We start from the raw sequence: 17604 nt of genomic DNA, 5'->3' as shown, positions 1-17604 counted from the left end.
GTCGAGGTGGCTGCTCAGCCGGTGGGAACCGGCTTGACGGCAGCGCCCGCAGGCGGCCGGTCCTCGGCGGCACGGATCCGCTGGCTGATCACCTGGGTGATGCCGTCGCCGCGCATCGAGACGCCGTAGAGCGCGTCGGCCGCCTCCATGGTGAATTTCTGGTGGGTGATGATGATCAACTGCGAGGAGTCGCGGAGTTCGGCCAGCAGCGCGACGAGCCGGGTCAGGTTGGTCTCGTCCAGCGCCGCCTCGACCTCGTCCATGATGTAGAACGGGCTCGGTCTGGCGCGGAAGATGGCCACCAGCAGCGCCACCGCGGTCAGCGAACGCTCGCCGCCGGACAGCAACGAGAGCCGCTTGACCTTCTTGCCGGGAGGACGGGCGTGCACCTCGATGCCGGTGGCCAGCATGTCGTCCGGGGTGGTCAGCACCAGCTCACCCTCCCCGCCCGGGAACAGGGTCGCGAAGACGGTGACGAACTCGCGGGCGACGTCGTGGAAGGCGCTGGTGAACACCTCGAGAATCCGGTCGTCGACCTCCTTGACCACCGTCAGCAGGTCCTTGCGGGTGGCCTTCAGGTCCTCCAGCTGGGTCGACAGGAACGCGTGGCGCTCCTCGAGCGCCGCGAACTCCTCCAGCGCCAGCGGGTTGACCTTGCCGAGGGTGGCGAGGTCGCGCTCGGCGCGCCGGGCACGTCGCTCCTGGGTGGCGCGGTCGAACGGCGCGGGCTGCGGCCGGACGACGTCCTCGCCCCGCTCCTTGGCAGCCTCGTACTCGGTCATCTCGAGCGCGGTCGGCGGTACCTCGACGTCCGGACCGAACTCGGCGACCAGGTCGTCCGGGTTCATCGCGAACTCGCCGGCGATGCGGTCGGCCAGCTGCTCCAACCGCAGCGTCTGCTGGGCGCGCTGCACCTCGTCCCGGTGGACCGCGTCGGTCAAGGCGCTCCACTGGGTCTGCAGATCGGCGGCGACGGTGCGGGTGGTGCGGGAGCGCTCCTCGGCGGCGGCGCGGTGCTGCTGGGCCGATTCTCGCTCGGCGGCGGCCGCGGCGAGCGACGTCTCGAGACGGGCAGCGGTCCTGACGGCCAGTTCCAGCACGCCGGCGGCGACCGCGGCACCAGCGGCGCGGCGGCGGATCGCAGCTTCGGCACGGGCCACCGTCTCCCGCTCCTGACGAGCTGCCCGGCGAAGACCTTCAGCCGAGCCGGCGGACGCCCGGGCGCGTTCCTCGTCGGTGCGCAGCGCCAGCCGCGCCTCCATCTCCACCTGACGGGCGGCAGCGGCGGCGTCGGTCGCCCGGTCCCGCTCGGCCGGGTCGAGCTCCTCGGTGACGTCGGTCGAGGAGTCCGAGGCGTGGGTGAGCCGCTCCTCCAGTTCCGCCACCTCGGTGCGATGTTGTTCGCGGGCGGTCTCGACGGCAGTCCGCTGCCGTGTCAACCGCTCGGCCTCGGCGGCAGCGGATCGGGCCGTTTCCCCGAGTCGACCGAGCTGCTCGGTGACGGCGGCGAGCTTGGCGTCGGATTCGTGCAGCGCGGCCATCGCCCGGTCGGCGACGCCGGCCGAGGACTCCGCCTCGGCCCTGGCGCCGACCAGCGCCGCTTCCAGCCCGGTGATCCTCGACGTCACGGCGGCGAGTTCGGACTCCGCTTCGTCGACGGCAGCCTGGATCTCGATCACCGACTGCTTGCCGGCGCTGCCGCCGAAGGCCCAGTCGCTGCCGATCAGGTCGCCGGCTGCTGTGACGGCGCGCACCAGTGGCCGCAGCTCCACCAGCGCGAGCGCGGCGTCGAGGTCGGGAACGATCGCAACCCGGTGCAGCGCAACAGCAGTCGCGGAGCGCAACGCCTCAGGCGCTCGCACCACGTCGACGGCCCAGACCGCGCCGGCAGGTAGCTCATCACCGGTGACCTCGGGGTTCGGTGCGCCCCCGATCAGCAGACCGGAACGGCCGCCGTCCTCGGTGCGCAGATGCGTCAGAGCGGTCGCCGCAGCGGTCAGGTCGGCCACCGCCACCGCGTCGGCGATCCGGCCGAGAGCTGCGGCCACCGCTGCCTCGTGGCCGGGGCTGACGTCGAGCAGCGTCGCCACCGAACCCAGCACTCCTTGCAGACCAGCAGCCAGCAGCGTGCCGGCCCCGTCCCGTCGATCGAGACCGAGGGCGAGCGCATCGACCCTCGCCCGCAGCCCGGCCTGTGCAGTGCGCGCCTCCCGCAGTTGATCGGCCAGCTCGGTGACCCGCGCGGCTGCCGCGTCGGCGGCCTGCTCTGCGGCCAGGTTGTGCTCGTCGAGCCCCTCCTCCGACGAATCGAGTTCGCCGATCGAGTCCTGCAGGGTCTCGAACGCACGCCCGGCCCGGTCCGACCGCTCACGCGCCTCGGCCACCGCGACGCCCAGCCGCGCGACCTCCTCGTCCGCGGAGGTCAGCCGTGAGCGGGCCGCGTTGACCTGGCCGGACAGTCGGGCCAGCCCTTCACGGCGATCGGCGATCGCGCGGGAGGCCGCCACCAGCGCGGCCTCCGCCGCCTTGAGCGCCTCTTCGGCCTCGGTGCGCTCGGTGACGGCCTCGGCGAGCACCGCGCGCCCGGCGACGACCGCCCGCTCCCGTTCGATCTGTTCGGCCTCTGCCCGCTCGGCCTGCCGGTCCAACTCCTCGGGGTCGCGTCCGGCGCGCGGCGCCTCGGTGGGAGTTGCCAGATTGCGGGACCGTTCCTCGGCGAGCGACACCAAACCGCGGAACCTCTCGCTGAGCGCCGACAGCGAGAACCACAGATCCTGTGCCTGCTGCAGCTGCGGAGTGGCCTCGGCCAAGGCCTTCTGCGCGAGCTCGACCTCCTGCTGTGCTGCCGCGAGCTGCTGCTGGATGCGCGCCCGGTGATCCTGTGCGGCCTGCTCGTCAGCGGTCTCCTGGGCGATCTTCGCCGCCAGCACCCGGTGGTCGTCGGCCAGCAGCCGGAGCCGCGCGTCGCGGAGGTCCGACTGCACCCCGGCGGCGCGCCGAGCCACCTCTGCCTGTCGGCCCAACGGTTTGAGCTGCCTCCGCAGCTCGCCGGTCAGGTCGCCGAGCCGGGTCAGGTTGGCCTGCATCGCGTCGAGCTTGCGGAGCGCTTTCTCCTTGCGCTTGCGGTGCTTGAGGACGCCGGCTGCTTCCTCGATGAACGCACGACGGTCCTCCGGACGTGCCGACAGCACCGCATCGAGCTGGCCCTGCCCCACGATGACGTGCATCTCACGACCGATACCCGAGTCGCTGAGCAGTTCCTGGATGTCGAGCAGCCGGCAGGAGCTGCCGTTGATCTCGTACTCGCTGGCACCGTCTCGGAACATCCGTCGGGTGATCGACACCTCGGCGTAATCGATGGGCAGCGCACCGTCGGCGTTGTTGATCGTCAACGTCACCTCGGCCCGCCCCAGCGGTGGCCGGTCGGCGGTGCCGGCGAAGATGACGTCATCCATCTTGCCGCCGCGCAACGCCTTCGCGCCCTGCTCGCCGAGCACCCAGGCGATCGCATCGACCACGTTGGACTTGCCCGAGCCGTTCGGTCCGACGACGGCGGTGATGCCTGGTTCGAACTGCAGCGTGGTCGCCGAGGCGAACGACTTGAAGCCCTTGAGGGTGAGCGACTTCAAATACACCCGGCGCACACCTCTTCCTCGCTGCTCGGACTGGTCGACCTGGCGGTCGGGGACGACGCACCTCCGCCGCGGGAGAGATCCCGGCGGCAGCAGTGATCAACAGGCTAACCCGGACCGACGCGGATCAACGTTCGACGAACTCCGGCCCGACACCGCGCGGCGCCGCGAACTGCTCGATCGCGGACTCGACCAGGCCGGGCGCGTCGGGCCCGCGAAGCAGCACGAGCAGCTGCGCACAGTCGGCCCGAGGTCCTTCCGCGACCACCTCGACGCCGCCGTCGGCGCGGTTGGTGGCGCTGCCGACCAGACCCAGCTCCAACGCGCGGCTACGCGTCCACCACCGGAACCCGACGCCCTGCACCCGACCGCGCACGAAGACCGTCATCCGCACGAGCGTCTCCGCGTCGCCGCTCAGCGGATCGGTGCGGGCCCCGTCCGTCATCCGCGGTAGACGACCAGCCGCTGCGGCAGGATCTCCAGCTCGATCTTCTCGTGCGGGCTGGTGACCTCCCCGTCGTGCGCCGCCAGCACCGGACCCTCCTGCGAGGTGATGGTGACCGAGCGCCCGTCGACGGCACCGAACACCTTGGTCTGCCCGACCAGGCCGATCAGCGAGGCGACCACCGCGATGGTGCGGGAGAACTTCTTGTCCGCGCGCAGGTACTGCACGTCCAGCACGTCGTCGCTGAGCCGGTCGCGCCAGGCGGGCGCCAGACCACGTGGGGTGTAGACACCGTTGCCGACGAACACCGCCCACACCGGAACGGGCTTGCCGTTGATCACCAGGTGCAGCGGCGCGTGGCCACGCACGACCTTGCCCAGCGAGTACGCGGCGGCCGGCCACTTGCCCATCCGGTGGCTGAGCTTGTCCCGCAACCGGACCAGCTCGGGGTATCCACCGATACCCGCGGTGTTGAGGAACACGTTGCCGTTCAGTGCGGCGGCGGACACCGATCCGCCCGCTCCAGCGAGCACCGCGGTGGCGGTGTCCTGGTGGGTGGCCAGGCCGAGCGCGCCGGCGAAGTGGTTGAGGGTGCCGGCCGGGAAGACGGCCAGGGGCAGGTTCCGCTCGATCGCCAGCGCAGCCACCGAGGCGACGGTGCCGTCACCGCCGGCCACCCCGACCGCCGACGCAGAGCCGGGCACGAGATCGGCCAGATCCTCGTTCTCCGGATCCCATTGCACGATCTCGACCTGGGGCAGGACCTTCCTGATCGCCTCCTCGGCGCCGTCGGAGGAGCCGGAGAGCTCGTTGAGCACGACGAACAGCCCGGCGCCCTCGGCCAGCGCCGGAGCGTCCACCTTGTCCATCTCGGCCGGAGCGAACGGCTTGGCCGGCCACAGCTTCTGCACCAGCAGCGCCACCGCCACGCCGGACGCCGCCCCGACGACGACGTCGGACTTGTAGTGCACGCCGACGTGCACCCGGGAGTAGGCGACGGCTGCAGCGAGCGGGCCGAGAACCGTTGCACTCAACGGAAGTTCGAGGGCAGCGCCGGTGGCGAAGGCGGCTGCAGAGGCCGAGTGACCACTGGGGAAGGAGCTGGTCCAGGGGATCTTGCCGATGCGACGGGCGGTCTTCGTGCGCTGCGGATCGGGTCGCCGGCGACCCACCAGCGGCTTGATGACACTGTTCGCGACGAAGCTGGCCATCCCGAGGGAGGCGACCCCCCTGAGCGCCGCGCGCCGCGGACGCTTGCCCAGCATCGCCCCGACCGCGCCGACCCCGAACCACAACAGCCCGTGGTTGGCCGAGGTGGTCAATATGCGGAGCGCGCGGTCCACCGGTTCCGGCACCGCTGTCTGCGGGGGGGTGATCATCGGGTCGGGCAGCTCGTCAGTGGTGCGCATGGACAGGACTGTATGTCGTGCCGCGACCTTGCCGAGCTGGGACCGGGGCCAGCTGGGAACCGGGCCGAGCTGCGACTGGCTCGTCCATCCCGGTTGACACCGACCCGGACGCCGGATCAGGCTGGGCGGATGAGGAACGCGTTCGCACCCACGACGACGCCGGACCACTCCGGCCTCGCCCGTCCGAGCTGACCTCACCGTCACCACCCGAGCCCCGGAGATTCTCCGGGGCTCCTTGCATCTCCCCGGACTCTCCCTTCCCATCAGGAGTTCCGATGCCTGCACAGCACGATCCCTCGTCCGCAGCAGATCCCGCCCTGCCGATCTTGAGTGCGGATCCGTCGCGACCGTCGACCCTCGACCACCGGGTGATCGGTCGGGAGATGGGCATCTACACCACCCATCCGCTCGCCGGGGCCGGTCTCCCGCTCTGGCTACCGGCCGGAGCGGTGGTCCGGTACGAACTGGAGCAGTACGCCCGCGAGATCGCACTGGCCACCGGGTGTTCGCCGGTGTACTCCCCGGTGCTGGGGAAGCGGGCACTGTTCGAACGGTCGGGGCACTGGGCGAAGTTCGCCGACGACATGTTCCCGCCGATGCCGGTCGGCGGTGACGAATTGGTGCTGCGACCGGCAAACTGCCCGCACCACGCGATGATCTACGCCGCGGAGATCCGCAGCCACCGCGATCTGCCGATCCGGCTCAACGAGCTGGCACCGATGTTCCGGGCGGAGCGGTCCGGAGTGCTCAGCGGGTTGAGCCGGGTCCGGCAGATCGACCTGGACGACACCCACGTCTTCTGCCGACCGGACCAGGTCGCCCCCGAGGTGGCCGCGGCACTGCAGGCGTTGCTCGATGCCTATGAGGTGCTGGGGATCTCGGTGGATCACCTTCGGCTGTCGCGACGGGGATCCGGCGACGGATATCTGGGCGCCGCCGAGCACTGGGCCGCCGCTGAGGATCGGCTGCGCGCCGCGTTGGTCGCGATCGACCTTCCGCGACGCGGGCTGCACAGTCGGGAGGTAGCAGGGGAGGCGGCCTTCTACGGACCCAAGATCGACGTCCAGGTACGGGATGCGCGCGGTCAGGTCGAGACCCTCGGCACCGTCCAGCTGGATTTCAACCAGCCGGAACGGTTCGACCTGCGCTACACCGACTCAGGCGGTGCGCGTCCGCTGGTCTCGATGATCCACCGCGGCACCCTTGGCGCGATGGAGCGGATGGTGGCGCTGCTGCTGGAGGTGCACCGCGGGCGGCTGCCGCTCTGGCTCGCGCCGGTGCAGGTCTGCCTCCTGCCCGTCAGCGCCGCGCAACGCGCTGCCGCAGATCAGGCTGCGAACCTGTTGCGCTGCAACGGTGTCCGCCTCCGCCTGGAGGCTGAGGGAAGCCTCGGGTCCCGGATCCGCGCCGCCAGCGGACGTCGTGACTCACTGCTGGTGGTGGTGGGCGAGGACGAAGTGTCGACCGGTGCGATGTCCGTCCACGATCCGGCGACCGACGTCCGTGTCCGACTCCCGGCTGCCGTGCTCGCCGAGCGGATGTCGGCAGCGATCAGGCTGCGGGCGCTCCGGGTGGATCTCGGCTCGGCCTGAGCCACCGGGTTCGGGACGGGAACCGTGCCGATCGGCCGGGTGGGCGCACGGCCGCCGCCATCCGCCGCACGCGTCGGTGTACGAGCGTCATGCGGTGGACCGCAGCCGTCCACCTCTGCGCCATCGTGCAATCGATGTCATTCTCTACCTTCGAGAGGGCTCCCTACGTGAAGATTCCACGCGCGGGCGGGGTGCCGCAGTCCGCGCGACCCGACCTGGAGGCCCTGTGTCACTCCTTCACCGCCGCCGTGGCAGTTACGCCACGACCGCTGCAGTCATCGCCGCGCTCGGTGTCGCCACCGTGCTGGCACCACTCGCGCCCGGAACGGCGGTGGCGGCAGCATCGACTGCACCGGCGCCCACCGCTCCAGCCCGGACCGTCGCCCTTGCGACTGCACCCGCAGCGGACGCCTCCTACCCGCTGCGCAGCGTCACCGAGAAGCTCGGGCCGGGCATCACGCTCGACCGGCGGACCTCCCTCACCGGCGACGGCTGGTTCGACGACCAGGTACTCACCGTCGACCTCGCCCAGCCGGCGGTCAGCACCGACCTGATCACCGCAGGACCGGGAGTCTCCGACCGTGGGCCCATCTCCACCGCGGCCAACGCGCGCGGCGCGGTGGCCGCGACCAACGGCGACTTCTTCGACATCGACGGCTCCGGCGCACCCCTGGGTGCCGCCGTGCAGGGCGGCGACCTGCTCAAGAGCGCTCAGATCGGCGGACGTGTCCAGGTAGGCATCACCCGCGACCGCATCGCTTCCCTGGTCGACGCCGCTATCGAGGCCACCGCAACGCTCGGCGGCACGCCGTACCCGGTACTCGCACTGAACACCGTCAACGGCTCGTCGCCCGCAGATGCACTCATCGCCTTCACCCCCGGATGGGGGACGGCCAGCCGGAGTCGCGGTCTGGAGGGTGCGCCCGCAGTGGTCGAGGCGCTGGTCGTCGACGGGGCGATCCGCTCGGTCACCGACGCCGCCGGAACCGGCGCCATCCCGGCCGGCGCGTTCGTCCTGCAGGCCCGCGGCGCCTCGGCTGCCGCACTCCGCGCACTGCCGATCGGCACTCCCGCGGCCCTGGACTACCGACTCAAGGACGAGCTCGCCGGCCGGATGAACATGGTCATCGGCGCCAACGCGGTGCTGGTCCGCGACGGCGCGGTGGTCCAGCAGAGCGACACCTCGCTGGCTCCCCGGACGGCGCTGGGCATCAAGGACGACGGCCGGACGCTGGTGCTGTTCACCACCGACGGTCGGCAGACCCTGGTCCCCGGCCGGACGCTCACCTCCGTTGCACAGCAACTCATCTCGCTGGGCGTGCAGACCGCGGTGAACCTCGACGGCGGCGGCTCGACCACCCTGGTGGCCCGAGCGGCGGGCGACCGGCAGGCCGACGTCCGCAACCGTCCGTCCGATGGCGCAGAACGCATCGACCCCAACGGTGTCGGCGTGTTCGTGAGCCCGAGCAGTCGCGGCGCCGGGTCGCTCGTCGTGCGACCGCGGGCCGACCAGGCAGCCGTCCGCGCAGGCACCGTGCGCGCCGATGCCGTCTTCCCCGGACTGCGCCGCAGCCTGACCGTCAGTGCCGTCGATGCCAACCTCACTCCTCGTTCGCTCCCCGCAGCCATCGCCTGGTTCGCCGGTCGCGCCAGGATCATCCCGGGCGCCGGTGGCGCCACCGTCATCGCCCCGGCGGGTGACGGTTCGCTCGCGGTCCAGCGTCGGCTGGCCGTCTCCGCGTCGGCGGGCTCCATCCGCGGCGGGATCTCGTTGACCGTGCTCGGCCCGCTGCACAGCCTGGAGACCTCGCAACGTCGGCTCGCGCTCCCCGGGGCCGGCGATGCTGCGGCCGTCCACCTCGACGTCACCGGGCGGGACGCGCAGGGCTACGCGGCACCGGTCGAGCTCGGCGACCTGGGCCTGGACTACGACCGCAGCGTCCTGCGGATCACCGCCGACAACACCGGTCTGCGCATCACACCGCTGCGGCAGGGCGCCACCCTGATGACGCTGACGGCTGCGGGCGTCCGCACCACGCTGCCGGTGACCGTTGGCGTCACCACCACGCAATTGTATTCCTTCGACGCGGCGGACGAGGTGAGCCGGTGGACGACCAACGGCACCGTGCCCGCGGAGCAAAAGCTGTTGTTGCAGGACGGCAAGCTGCGGCTTGATTTCACGGCCCGCCGCAACCAGGGCATCACCTTCACCGGCACGCCCGCCCTGCTCACGCTGCCCGGTGCGCCCTTGCGAGTCCGGGTGTCGTTCACGTCCTCCCGCGCCATGCAGTTCTCCTCGCTGCGGTGGGTGGACGGCGCCGGGGTGAACGGCGGCTTCCTCGGCCCGGCGATCACCGCGGGCAAGCAGTCCATCGACTGGGTGTTCCCGTCCGGGACCCTCTTCCCCATCCGGTTGACGTACTTCCAGGCCGTCGAGACCGACGCTCTCAAGCAGGGCGCAGGCACCATCGTGTTCGACTCGATCGCCTACGACTCGGCGCCGGCGATCGACGTGCCCGCGCTCGGTGCGCCCCGGCCGGATCCGCTACTCAGCCCGGACGGAACGGCGCCCAGCTCCCCCGGCACCTGGAACTACGCGACGTTGTCGGATGTGCAGTTCACCGCGGCGCACCCCGAGCTCGCGAAGGTCGGCGTGGCCGCACTGAAGCGCATCGGCACGCAGCATCCGGACCTGGTCGTGCTGAACGGCGACATCACCGATCTAGGTGCACCGCAAGACATCTCATTGGCCCGCAAGACCCTCGAGGCCGGCGGGTGCGATCTCGTCACCGTCGACGCGCCGCTGCCGGCGAACTACACGCCGGACTCGGCGTCCGGCCGGTTCCCGTGCTATTACGTGCCGGGCAACCACGAGTCGTACCGGGTGAACGGTCAGGGTGACCTGGCTCCGTTCGTGGCCGAGTTCGGTCGGCCCTACCGGACCTTCGACCACAAGGGCACCCGGTTCATCCTGCTCAACAGCGCGTTGGGCACGCTGCGTGGATCGGACTTCGCCCAGTACGCGATGCTGCAGTCAGCCCTGCAGCAGGCCAGGAGCAATGCCTCGATCAAGAATGTCCTGGTCTTCGCCCACCACCCGGTCGACGATCCGGAGGAGGCTGCCACCAGTCAGCTCGGCGACCGGATGGAGGTCGCCCTGATCGAGAAGATGCTGTCCGACTTCCGCACCTCCACCGGCAAGGGCGCAGCGATGACCGGCTCGCACGCCCAGGTGCTGAACGTGCACCGCCTCGAGGGTGTGCCGTACACGGTGCTGCCGTCGTCCGGGAAGGCTCCGTACGGCACACCCGAGCGGGGCGGGTTCACCGGCTTCCTCAACTGGACGGTCGATCCGACCCAGCAGGCCGACGGCCGGTGGCTGACCGGCGACGTGCACGCCTTCGCCCAGTCGGTGCGGCTGACCGGCCCTGGTTCGCTGAAGGTCGGCGGGAAGACCACCGTCACCGGCACTCTCGTCCAGCCCGACGGCATCGCTCCCGGCACGAGAGTGGTCCCGCTGCGGTACCCGATGTCAGTGCACTGGATCCCCACGTCCGGCCTGGCGCTCGGCAGCGGGGCCGCAGCCCTGACCGCCGCGAAGAAGGCCGGGCGAACGGCGATCCTGGACCCGACAACTGGAGTGGTGACGGCGATCAAGGCCGGCACGATCTCCGTCCGGGTGAGCAGTGAGTCCATGCGCGAATACACCGGAGCTGCATCGCTCGCGCCGGTGATCGGTTCCACCGTCATCACCGTGAAGAGCTGACCAGAGGCCACACCGCGACCTGGGCCCCTGATGCCTCAGCCCAGGTCGCGGATGGCCAACTCCTCGCGCCCGAGGTCGATCGGTACGTCCGGGGGTGCGGTCTCGGCCGCCAGCCACAGCGCAGCCAACCCCGGCGGGGCGATGGTCTCCGTCGTACTGACGAGTTCCTCGTACGTCCACCACCGGTGCTGGGCCATCGTGAGCTTCTCGTCCTCGGTGTGGCCGCTGATGTCGATGTCGAAGGTCTCGACGCTCGCGACGAAATAGGTCTCGGCGTTCTCCACGGACCGGTCGCTGTAGTGGAACACCCCGATCCGGACGGCGATCGGCCCGGACAGGCCGGCAGGATCCGTGAGCAGCAGCCCGGTCTCCTCGGTCAGCTCCCGCAGCGCAGCGTCCCGGTCGGTCTCCCCCGGCTCGACACCGCCGCCGGGAGTGATCCACCAGCGGACCCCGGGGATCCCGGGGTCGGTGTCGGCGAACAGCAGGATCCGGGACTTCTCGTCGATCAGCAGGATCCGTGCGGTGCGGCGGAAGATCACCGCGTCACGATAACTGCCAGGGTGGACTCGGGTCGAGACGGCGACATCCACTCCGGTAGGCGCCGAAAAGGTCCTGGAACGCGGTTCGGCGGGGTTCGGGGGCCTGGCGGGATCAGGCGCTGGACACCTGGTCCTGCCAGTCGGCCCGCTTGCGGAGTTCGCGGCCACGGTGGTCCATCTCGCCGGCGGACTCGACCATCTTCGGCTTCAGGGTCGAGGCCCAGTGGTCGCAGAAGCGCTCGGCGTTCTGGCCCTGCCAGACGACGCCGTCGAGCTGGCCCTGGATGTTGCTCATCAGACCGCCCATCTGCTCGCCCTGACCGCGCATCTGCGACGACTTGCCGCGGCAGAAATCGGTGTCGAGACCCAGGAACTGCTGCTTGTTGTGTGTCATGGTGACCCCGTTCGGTGGTGGTGAAGAGACCTCGGTGCGACGAATGGTCCCGGATGGGCTGCTGTTGACGGATGGTGAGATCTGCCGTTCGGGACACCTCGACGCTAGGCCGGGCCGTAGGATTTCCCCAGGGTCACCGCCCCGGAAGGTTCCTTCTTCGCCCTCCCGGTGCCGGTGCCGTTCTGCACCGCGGACGGACGACGACCGGCACCGACACCGGCGCCGTCCTCAGGTCAGGAAATGGGGTGGAAGTGGACGGAGGGCCGAACCAGCTCGTGGCGACGACCGGCGCCCTGGAGCTGGAGGGCTTCGCCGACCTGCACGCCGTTGCCTCCGGCGGAGACTCCACGATCTACCGGGGCACCCAGACCGCCCTCGACCGCGACGTGGCCATCAAGGTGGTGAACCTGTCGGCGGCGCAGGAGGTACGGCGCTTCCAGCGGGAGATCGCCCTGACCGTCAAGCTCGGACGCGCTCATCCGAACATCGTCACCGTGTTGGACACCCGGACCCTCACCGACGGCCGCCCCTGCATCGTCATGGACTTCTTCGAGCTGGGCTCCACCCACGACCGGCTGCGCAGTGCCGGACCGTTCCCGTCCGAGGACGTCATCTCGATGGGCCGGGTGATCGCTGACGCGCTCGACTTCGCCCACGCCCAGCGGGTGGTGCACCGGGACGTCAAGCCGCAGAACATCCTGATCCTGCCCACCTCGTACGTGCTGGCGGACTTCGGCATCGCCCGCTCCGTCGATGCCGGCCACACCTCGTCGCTGGATCGGCTCAGCTACCGGCATGCCTCCCCCGAGGTGCTGGACGGCCGCTCCCCCGAACCGGTCGACGACCTGTGGTCGCTGTGCTCGACCATGGCCACCCTGCTCGAGGGTCGGGCCCCGTTCGCCGCCGACGACCCGGCCGACGACACCGCGCTGGCCTATCTGCGCCGGGTCAGGACGGGACAACGTCGGGGACTGCCGGCGGAGATCCCCGACGGCTTGCGCGCTCTGATCGAACGCGGGATGGATCCGGATCGCGTACGCCGCTTCGGATCCGCGGCGGAACTGATCGGGGGCCTGCGCGATCTGGAGCGGCGCACCACCGGCTGGGCGCCGGGTCCGGATGCCGGCTCGCCGGTCGTTCCGCCGGTCCCGTTCCACGCACCCCCCGCCGCCGTTGCGGCCGACCTGCCCGCGACGGCGGAATCCGATCGTGACGCCGGGTCCACCGCACCGCGGGCGTCCCGCCACCGCGCCCAGGACCCCGACTCCGAGCCGGTCGGGGAGTCCGGTCCGGCAGCGGTGACGGGTCCCGATCTCCCACCCGCTGACGCGGACCGGCACGACCCGGGTGGGGTCGGCGATCTTCCCGCTGGGTCCGACGATCTGATGTGGGCCCCAGGAACGGCCGCGACCTCGACGAGCGGCCCGGTCCGAACTCCTCCCACAGCGGTCACTGATTCCGAAATTGTTGCCGCCCAGGCTGTTTCCCGGGTGATCGCGACCGGTCGGCAGCCCGTCCCCGCCTCCGCCGTCGACCGCGATCAGGACGCCAGGATCAGTGCCGGTCATGCGCGGCCCGCAGCCGCAGAGCCCGGCAGTCCCGCTGTCTCGGTCGCCCAGCAACTCGCGCGGACAGCCGCTCCGGCCACCGGCAGTGGTGCGCCGGGACCTGGGGCAGCAGGATTGGGAGCGGACCAGGGCGATCGCACCCCAGATGCAGCGCCGACCGGCTGGCGCCCGTCCACCGCAGCCGGGGTCGGGGACGCCACCCACGACAGCGAGGACGACGAGCGACCGCAGGCCCGGGTCCGCGCGAGCATCATCGCGCTGGCCGTCGTGATGTTGGCGATCTCCGGTGTCGTCGCCTACTTCCTGGCCAAGCCCGCCGAGCGCACCGTCACGCCGGTCACCGACTCCCCGGTCAACGCCGGTGCGGGCAGCGTGTCCCCCAGCGAACTGGGCGCCGTCGTCGACCAGAACGACCCCGACTACACGCCGGACATCCTGTCGGTGAAGTTCGAAGGGGACGCACTGGTCCGCGTCACGGTGCGCGGACCGCAGGCTGAGGACGCCACCCTGGCACTGTTCGATGCGACGAACTTCAACCAGAAGACCCACACCGGGAACCTGGATCCGTTGATCCACGAACCCGTGCAACGAGCGCAGAAGGGCGACACCGTCATCCCGGCAGCTGTCAGCTACGGCCGCTGCCAGACGGTCGTGTTCGCCGTCGTCGCCGCCAACACCGGCACCGGGAAGGCGGGCGTGGACTACTACCCGATCGCCTCGCCGGAATGCGCCGACGCAGGCACCCGCAGTGCAGCGAGCGGCGGAGCATCCCGGTCGGCCGGCTGACGCCGAGACCTGCGGGATCGGCAATCAGCGCGACCGGCGCGGCCACCAGGCAGCCGGATGCAGGAACCACGCCGCCCGGCGGTGCCACGGAAGTGTCTGCCGCAGCGCCGATCTCACCCGCCGCACGTCACTCCACGACGCGGGCAGCGCGGATCCCTGCGGCCCGAACCGGGCACGTTGGGCGCCTGCCGCGAGCCCGGCGACCGGATGCGCCGCGCAGCTGTCCGTCCGGACGTCGATCGCGTCCGCGATCCGTTCCACGGTCCAGTCGGGAGCCGGCCGGATCCCGGCCGAGCGAGCGGCGCGTTCCACCAGCGACCAGGCGCCGGCCGGGCCGCGCCGACGGGCGCCGATGATCACTGCGATCGAGCCCAGCAGCGCGAGCACGGCAGCCACCACCAGCCCCAGCACGAGGCTGATGGCGCTGGTCCTGGCCACCGCACCCCAGTCCGTTCCGCGATCATCGGTACCGGCCCCCGGTCCGGGGTCGTCGCCGACGACCGGGATCTCCTCGTCGACCTCCGGATCATCGGTCTGCTGCGCCTTGACCTGTTCATGTCGTTGCTGCGCAGGCGTTTTCGTCGGCCCCGGCACCGGGTTGAAGGCCACCCAGCCGATGTCGGAGAAGTAGACCTCCGGCCAGACCGACATCTGCGCGCCACTGACGACCGACGTCGCCTCCACCACACCGGGGACCTGGGAAAGCCTGGCCCCGATCACGACCCTGGTCGGCAACCCGGCCGACCTGGCCAGGGCGGCGAAAGCCGACACGTAGTTCTCGGCCGGCGCTGCGCGCAGCGGGGCCTTTCCGCCGGCACCGACGAGCGCATCGACCGCATACCAGGAGGAGCTGCCACTGGACTTGGCGTCGACCGCGTGGTTCTCCCGCAGCGCGCTCTCCAGTGCTGCCGCCTGGTCGTAGCGACCCGGATACCGGGCGATGACGTTGTTGAGCCAGCGCTGCAACGATTCCGGGACCTCCGGCACCGCCAGGAACGGTGCGGCGGCACCGCGGTCCGGAACTCCTGCCGACACCAGCCCGGCGTCGTCCGCCACGTCGATGCTCCCCCGGACCGTGTACGGGATCGGCGTCTGCTGCTGCCCGATCCGGACCAGCGAGCCGCCGACGACGTCGATCACGGCATCCGGGGCGCTGATCCCGGTGACGGTGCCGGTGGCCGGCAGCCAGTCACCCGGGATCGTGCTCGTCACCACCTGCATCTCGTAGTCGGCGGTGATCGCGCCCGGCGGCAGCACCGATGGGCGTGGGCTGCCGTAGAGCGCGAAATCGGTGCCGGAGGACCAGGTGTTGCCGTCGAAGCCGCTGTAGACAGCGACCGCCACGCTGTCCGGGACGGCTCCGGAGACCGTGAACACGGGTGTGTCCCGCTCCACCGACCACACCGGCAGGTAGGGCAGCAGGTTCTGCTGGGCGACGACGATCCGCGGCGGCGTGACGTACTGGCGGACATCGAATCCCGGCCCGGTGCTCGTCAGGGCGACCAGCGTCGCGCAGACCGCACACACCGCCGCGGTGGCCGCCGTCGCCGGTGACCAGCGGGTCCATCCCAGGACGAGGGTGAGCAGCAGCGCACCCGCGACCACCCCGTTACGATCCGCCGTTCCCGCCGTGAGGACCAGGCCGGCGGCATACAGCAGCGGCGCGACCACCAGCGGGGCGATCCCCATCGCCCGCCCCGGTCCGCGCAGCTGTGCCCTGCCGACCAGGAAGATGCTCGCCAGTCCGACCACGACGAACGCCGGTGCGAGCAGATCCAGCCGCGCCGGAGTGCCCGCCGGGGTCGACAACAGCGCCGCGACCGTATCGAGCAGGATCCGCCAGGCGGGCCTGGCCACCTGCGAATCAGGCCCGACCCGCGGCGCACCCAGCACCAGCAGATAGCCGGTACCCACCACCAGGATCACCGTGACGAGGGTGACGAGCGGCATCGAGACCCGGAGAAGCAGCAGGCCCAGCACCAGAGAAGTCACCAGCAGCATCGTGCCGACCAGCAACAACGGCGGCCACCACCCGCCGAAGGTCGAGCCGAGGAAGGCGCTGCCGACGGTCAGCGCCACCAGTGAGCTGAGCAGGGCCCGGCCGGCGATCCGAGGACGTGGACGCCTGGCCGGGGCCTCCTCGGGGGGCGCTGACGGTGTCCCGGTGCGCGGGGCGGTCGCGGTGGCAGCGCTCATGCTCAGGCCGCCCCACTGCCGAGGTAGGCGAACCGGCGCAGCACGGTTTCCGCGGTCGGCGCCTGGATGAGGACCCCGCCCGCCCCGTCGGCCGCTGCTCCCCGATCGGTGTCGTCGTCGGTGGCGGCGATCAGGCCGGCCACCACGAACAACCCACCCCGGTCGGCCGCGGTGAGCGCCTCCAACAGGTGTCCCGGTCCGGAATCGGGTCCGCTGACGACGATCGTCAGATCGGTGGTGCCGATGCGCGGCACCGATTCCTGCGAGAGGGGAAGGCAGGCGATCGCCTGCTCGGTGATCCCGAGGCCGTCCAGGTCCACGTCGGAGGCGCCGTCCCGGCCGCGGGCGGTCCATCGGACCGGCAAACCCTGTCGGATCGCGGCACCCGCCAGCGACGTCGCCACGTCGAGCATCTCGGCAAAGCACTCCGGTGGGGTCCCGGCGGCGTTGTCCACGACAAGGGTGACCGCCGAGATCGACGGCTCGGAGTCCTGCCGGATCATCAGACGACCCATCCGTGCGGAGATCCGGGCATTCACCTTGCGGATGTCGTCGCCAGGGATGTACGGCCGCAGGCTCCGCAGTTCGGTGCCGCCGCCCTCGATCTCGTCACCGTTGATGATGTCGACCGGCAGGGCGCCGTTGTCCGGGATGCGCACCGGCAGCATCCTGGCCAGCACGAGCACCGACGCGATGCTGTTGTCCCGCAACCGCATCCGGGACAATCCGGCGAATCCGAAGTAGCGCAGTTCGGTGGGACCGAGAGCGACGGCGCCCGGCATCGTGGTCGGGATCGAGTACTCGAGTCGGGCCCCGCTCTGTCCGATGACCATTTTGGTGGCGGGCAGCGGCACGCCGTCGATCCGTTCGACGAGTTCGACCTCATCACCTCGACCCGCGCCCCGGCGAGCCGTCGGACTCACCGCGGCCACCACCGGATCGAGGCGCCGAACAGCGCCGGACGGCAACTCTCGTCGGAGCGCGACGCTGCGCTTGCTCACCAGTCCGATCACGGCGACGAGAACGGCGACGACGGCTGCGATCCCCAGACCGATGAGCCCCGGGTACCGCGCCAGTACGCCCAGCACGATGCAGCAGACGCCCAACGTCAGCAGCGCCACTCCACGCCGGGTCGGCCCGATCCTGCGTACCCGGCGGGCCGGGGCATCCGGCAGCGGGGCAGCTGGATCGTCCTGCGGAGCGCAGCCCCCGACGCCGACAGAGGATGTGCGCGGTGCGGTGTCGGTCCCGGACCGGGCGGTCGCCGACGTCAC

General features: G+C 71.1%; 10 protein-coding genes. 3 read left to right on the top strand and 7 right to left on the bottom strand.

Annotated elements, in window-relative coordinates:
* Nucleotides 1-14: 14 nt before the first annotated feature.
* The 3 genes from smc to ABLG96_RS09365 all read right to left on the bottom strand — a co-directional run bounded on the left by smc (nt 15) and on the right by ABLG96_RS09365 (nt 5486).
* Nucleotides 15-3635, bottom strand: a complete 3621-nt coding sequence (gene smc / locus ABLG96_RS09375; protein WP_353651067.1) for a chromosome segregation protein SMC — start codon at nt 3633-3635, stop codon at nt 15-17.
* Nucleotides 3636-3759: 124 nt separating this feature from the next.
* Nucleotides 3760-4077: an acylphosphatase gene (locus tag ABLG96_RS09370; RefSeq protein ID WP_353651066.1), complete on the bottom strand. Its 318-nt coding sequence runs from the start codon at nt 4075-4077 to the stop codon at nt 3760-3762.
* On the bottom strand, nt 4074-5486 hold the full coding sequence (locus ABLG96_RS09365; RefSeq protein ID WP_353651065.1) for a phosphatase PAP2 family protein: 1413 nt from the start codon (nt 5484-5486) through the stop codon (nt 4074-4076). The genes ABLG96_RS09370 and ABLG96_RS09365 overlap by 4 nt, the downstream gene beginning before the upstream one ends.
* A gap of 275 nt (nt 5487-5761) precedes the next feature.
* On the opposite strand from ABLG96_RS09365, the gene ABLG96_RS09360 reads away from it, so the two are divergent.
* Nucleotides 5762-7078: a threonine--tRNA ligase gene (locus ABLG96_RS09360; RefSeq protein WP_353651064.1), complete on the top strand. Its 1317-nt coding sequence runs from the start codon at nt 5762-5764 to the stop codon at nt 7076-7078.
* A 226-nt stretch (nt 7079-7304) separates the two neighbouring features.
* On the top strand, nt 7305-10844 hold the full coding sequence (locus ABLG96_RS09355) for a phosphodiester glycosidase family protein (protein WP_353651063.1): 3540 nt from the start codon (nt 7305-7307) through the stop codon (nt 10842-10844).
* A gap of 35 nt (nt 10845-10879) precedes the next feature.
* Here ABLG96_RS09355 and ABLG96_RS09350 read toward each other — a convergent pair whose 3' ends face one another.
* Together ABLG96_RS09350 and ABLG96_RS09345 are read right to left on the bottom strand one after the other, a co-directional pair.
* Nucleotides 10880-11386: an NUDIX domain-containing protein gene (locus ABLG96_RS09350; RefSeq protein ID WP_353651062.1), complete on the bottom strand. Its 507-nt coding sequence runs from the start codon at nt 11384-11386 to the stop codon at nt 10880-10882.
* A 112-nt stretch (nt 11387-11498) separates the two neighbouring features.
* Nucleotides 11499-11780, bottom strand: coding sequence for a hypothetical protein (locus tag ABLG96_RS09345; RefSeq protein WP_353651061.1), 282 nt, complete (start codon nt 11778-11780; stop codon nt 11499-11501).
* 245 nt (nt 11781-12025) lie between these two features.
* Between ABLG96_RS09345 and ABLG96_RS09340 the strand changes: the two genes are divergently transcribed.
* The gene (locus tag ABLG96_RS09340) at nt 12026-14134 is read left to right on the top strand and encodes a protein kinase (RefSeq protein WP_353651060.1); all 2109 of its coding nucleotides are present in this window, start codon (nt 12026-12028) and stop codon (nt 14132-14134) included.
* Between the two features lie 24 nt (nt 14135-14158).
* Here the strand turns inward: ABLG96_RS09340 and ABLG96_RS09335 are convergent, their stop codons facing one another.
* Together ABLG96_RS09335 and ABLG96_RS09330 are read right to left on the bottom strand one after the other, a co-directional pair.
* The gene (locus ABLG96_RS09335; protein WP_353651059.1) at nt 14159-16330 is read right to left on the bottom strand and encodes a transglutaminase domain-containing protein; all 2172 of its coding nucleotides are present in this window, start codon (nt 16328-16330) and stop codon (nt 14159-14161) included.
* 2 nt (nt 16331-16332) lie between these two features.
* A complete protein-coding gene (locus ABLG96_RS09330; protein WP_353651058.1) occupies nt 16333-17604 on the bottom strand; it encodes a DUF58 domain-containing protein in 1272 nt (423 codons plus the stop codon).

It is taken from the genome of Nakamurella sp. A5-74 (assembly GCF_040438885.1).
Classification (GTDB): Bacteria; Actinomycetota; Actinomycetes; order Mycobacteriales; family Nakamurellaceae; genus Nakamurella.
This window is presented reverse-complemented; position numbering and strand designations above follow the sequence as displayed.

What these genes read in the sequence shown, in the direction of transcription:
- ABLG96_RS09335 (WP_353651059.1), bottom strand. Translation starts at nt 16,330, where the DNA reads ATGAGCGCTGCCACCGCGACCGCCCCGCGCACCGGGACACCGTCAGCG.
- ABLG96_RS09345 (WP_353651061.1), bottom strand. Translation starts at nt 11,780, where the DNA reads ATGACACACAACAAGCAGCAGTTCCTGGGTCTCGACACCGATTTCTGC.
- ABLG96_RS09370 (WP_353651066.1), bottom strand. Translation starts at nt 4,077, where the DNA reads ATGACGGACGGGGCCCGCACCGATCCGCTGAGCGGCGACGCGGAGACG.
- ABLG96_RS09360 (WP_353651064.1), top strand. Translation starts at nt 5,762, where the DNA reads ATGCCTGCACAGCACGATCCCTCGTCCGCAGCAGATCCCGCCCTGCCG.
- ABLG96_RS09365 (WP_353651065.1), bottom strand. Translation starts at nt 5,486, where the DNA reads ATGCGCACCACTGACGAGCTGCCCGACCCGATGATCACCCCCCCGCAG.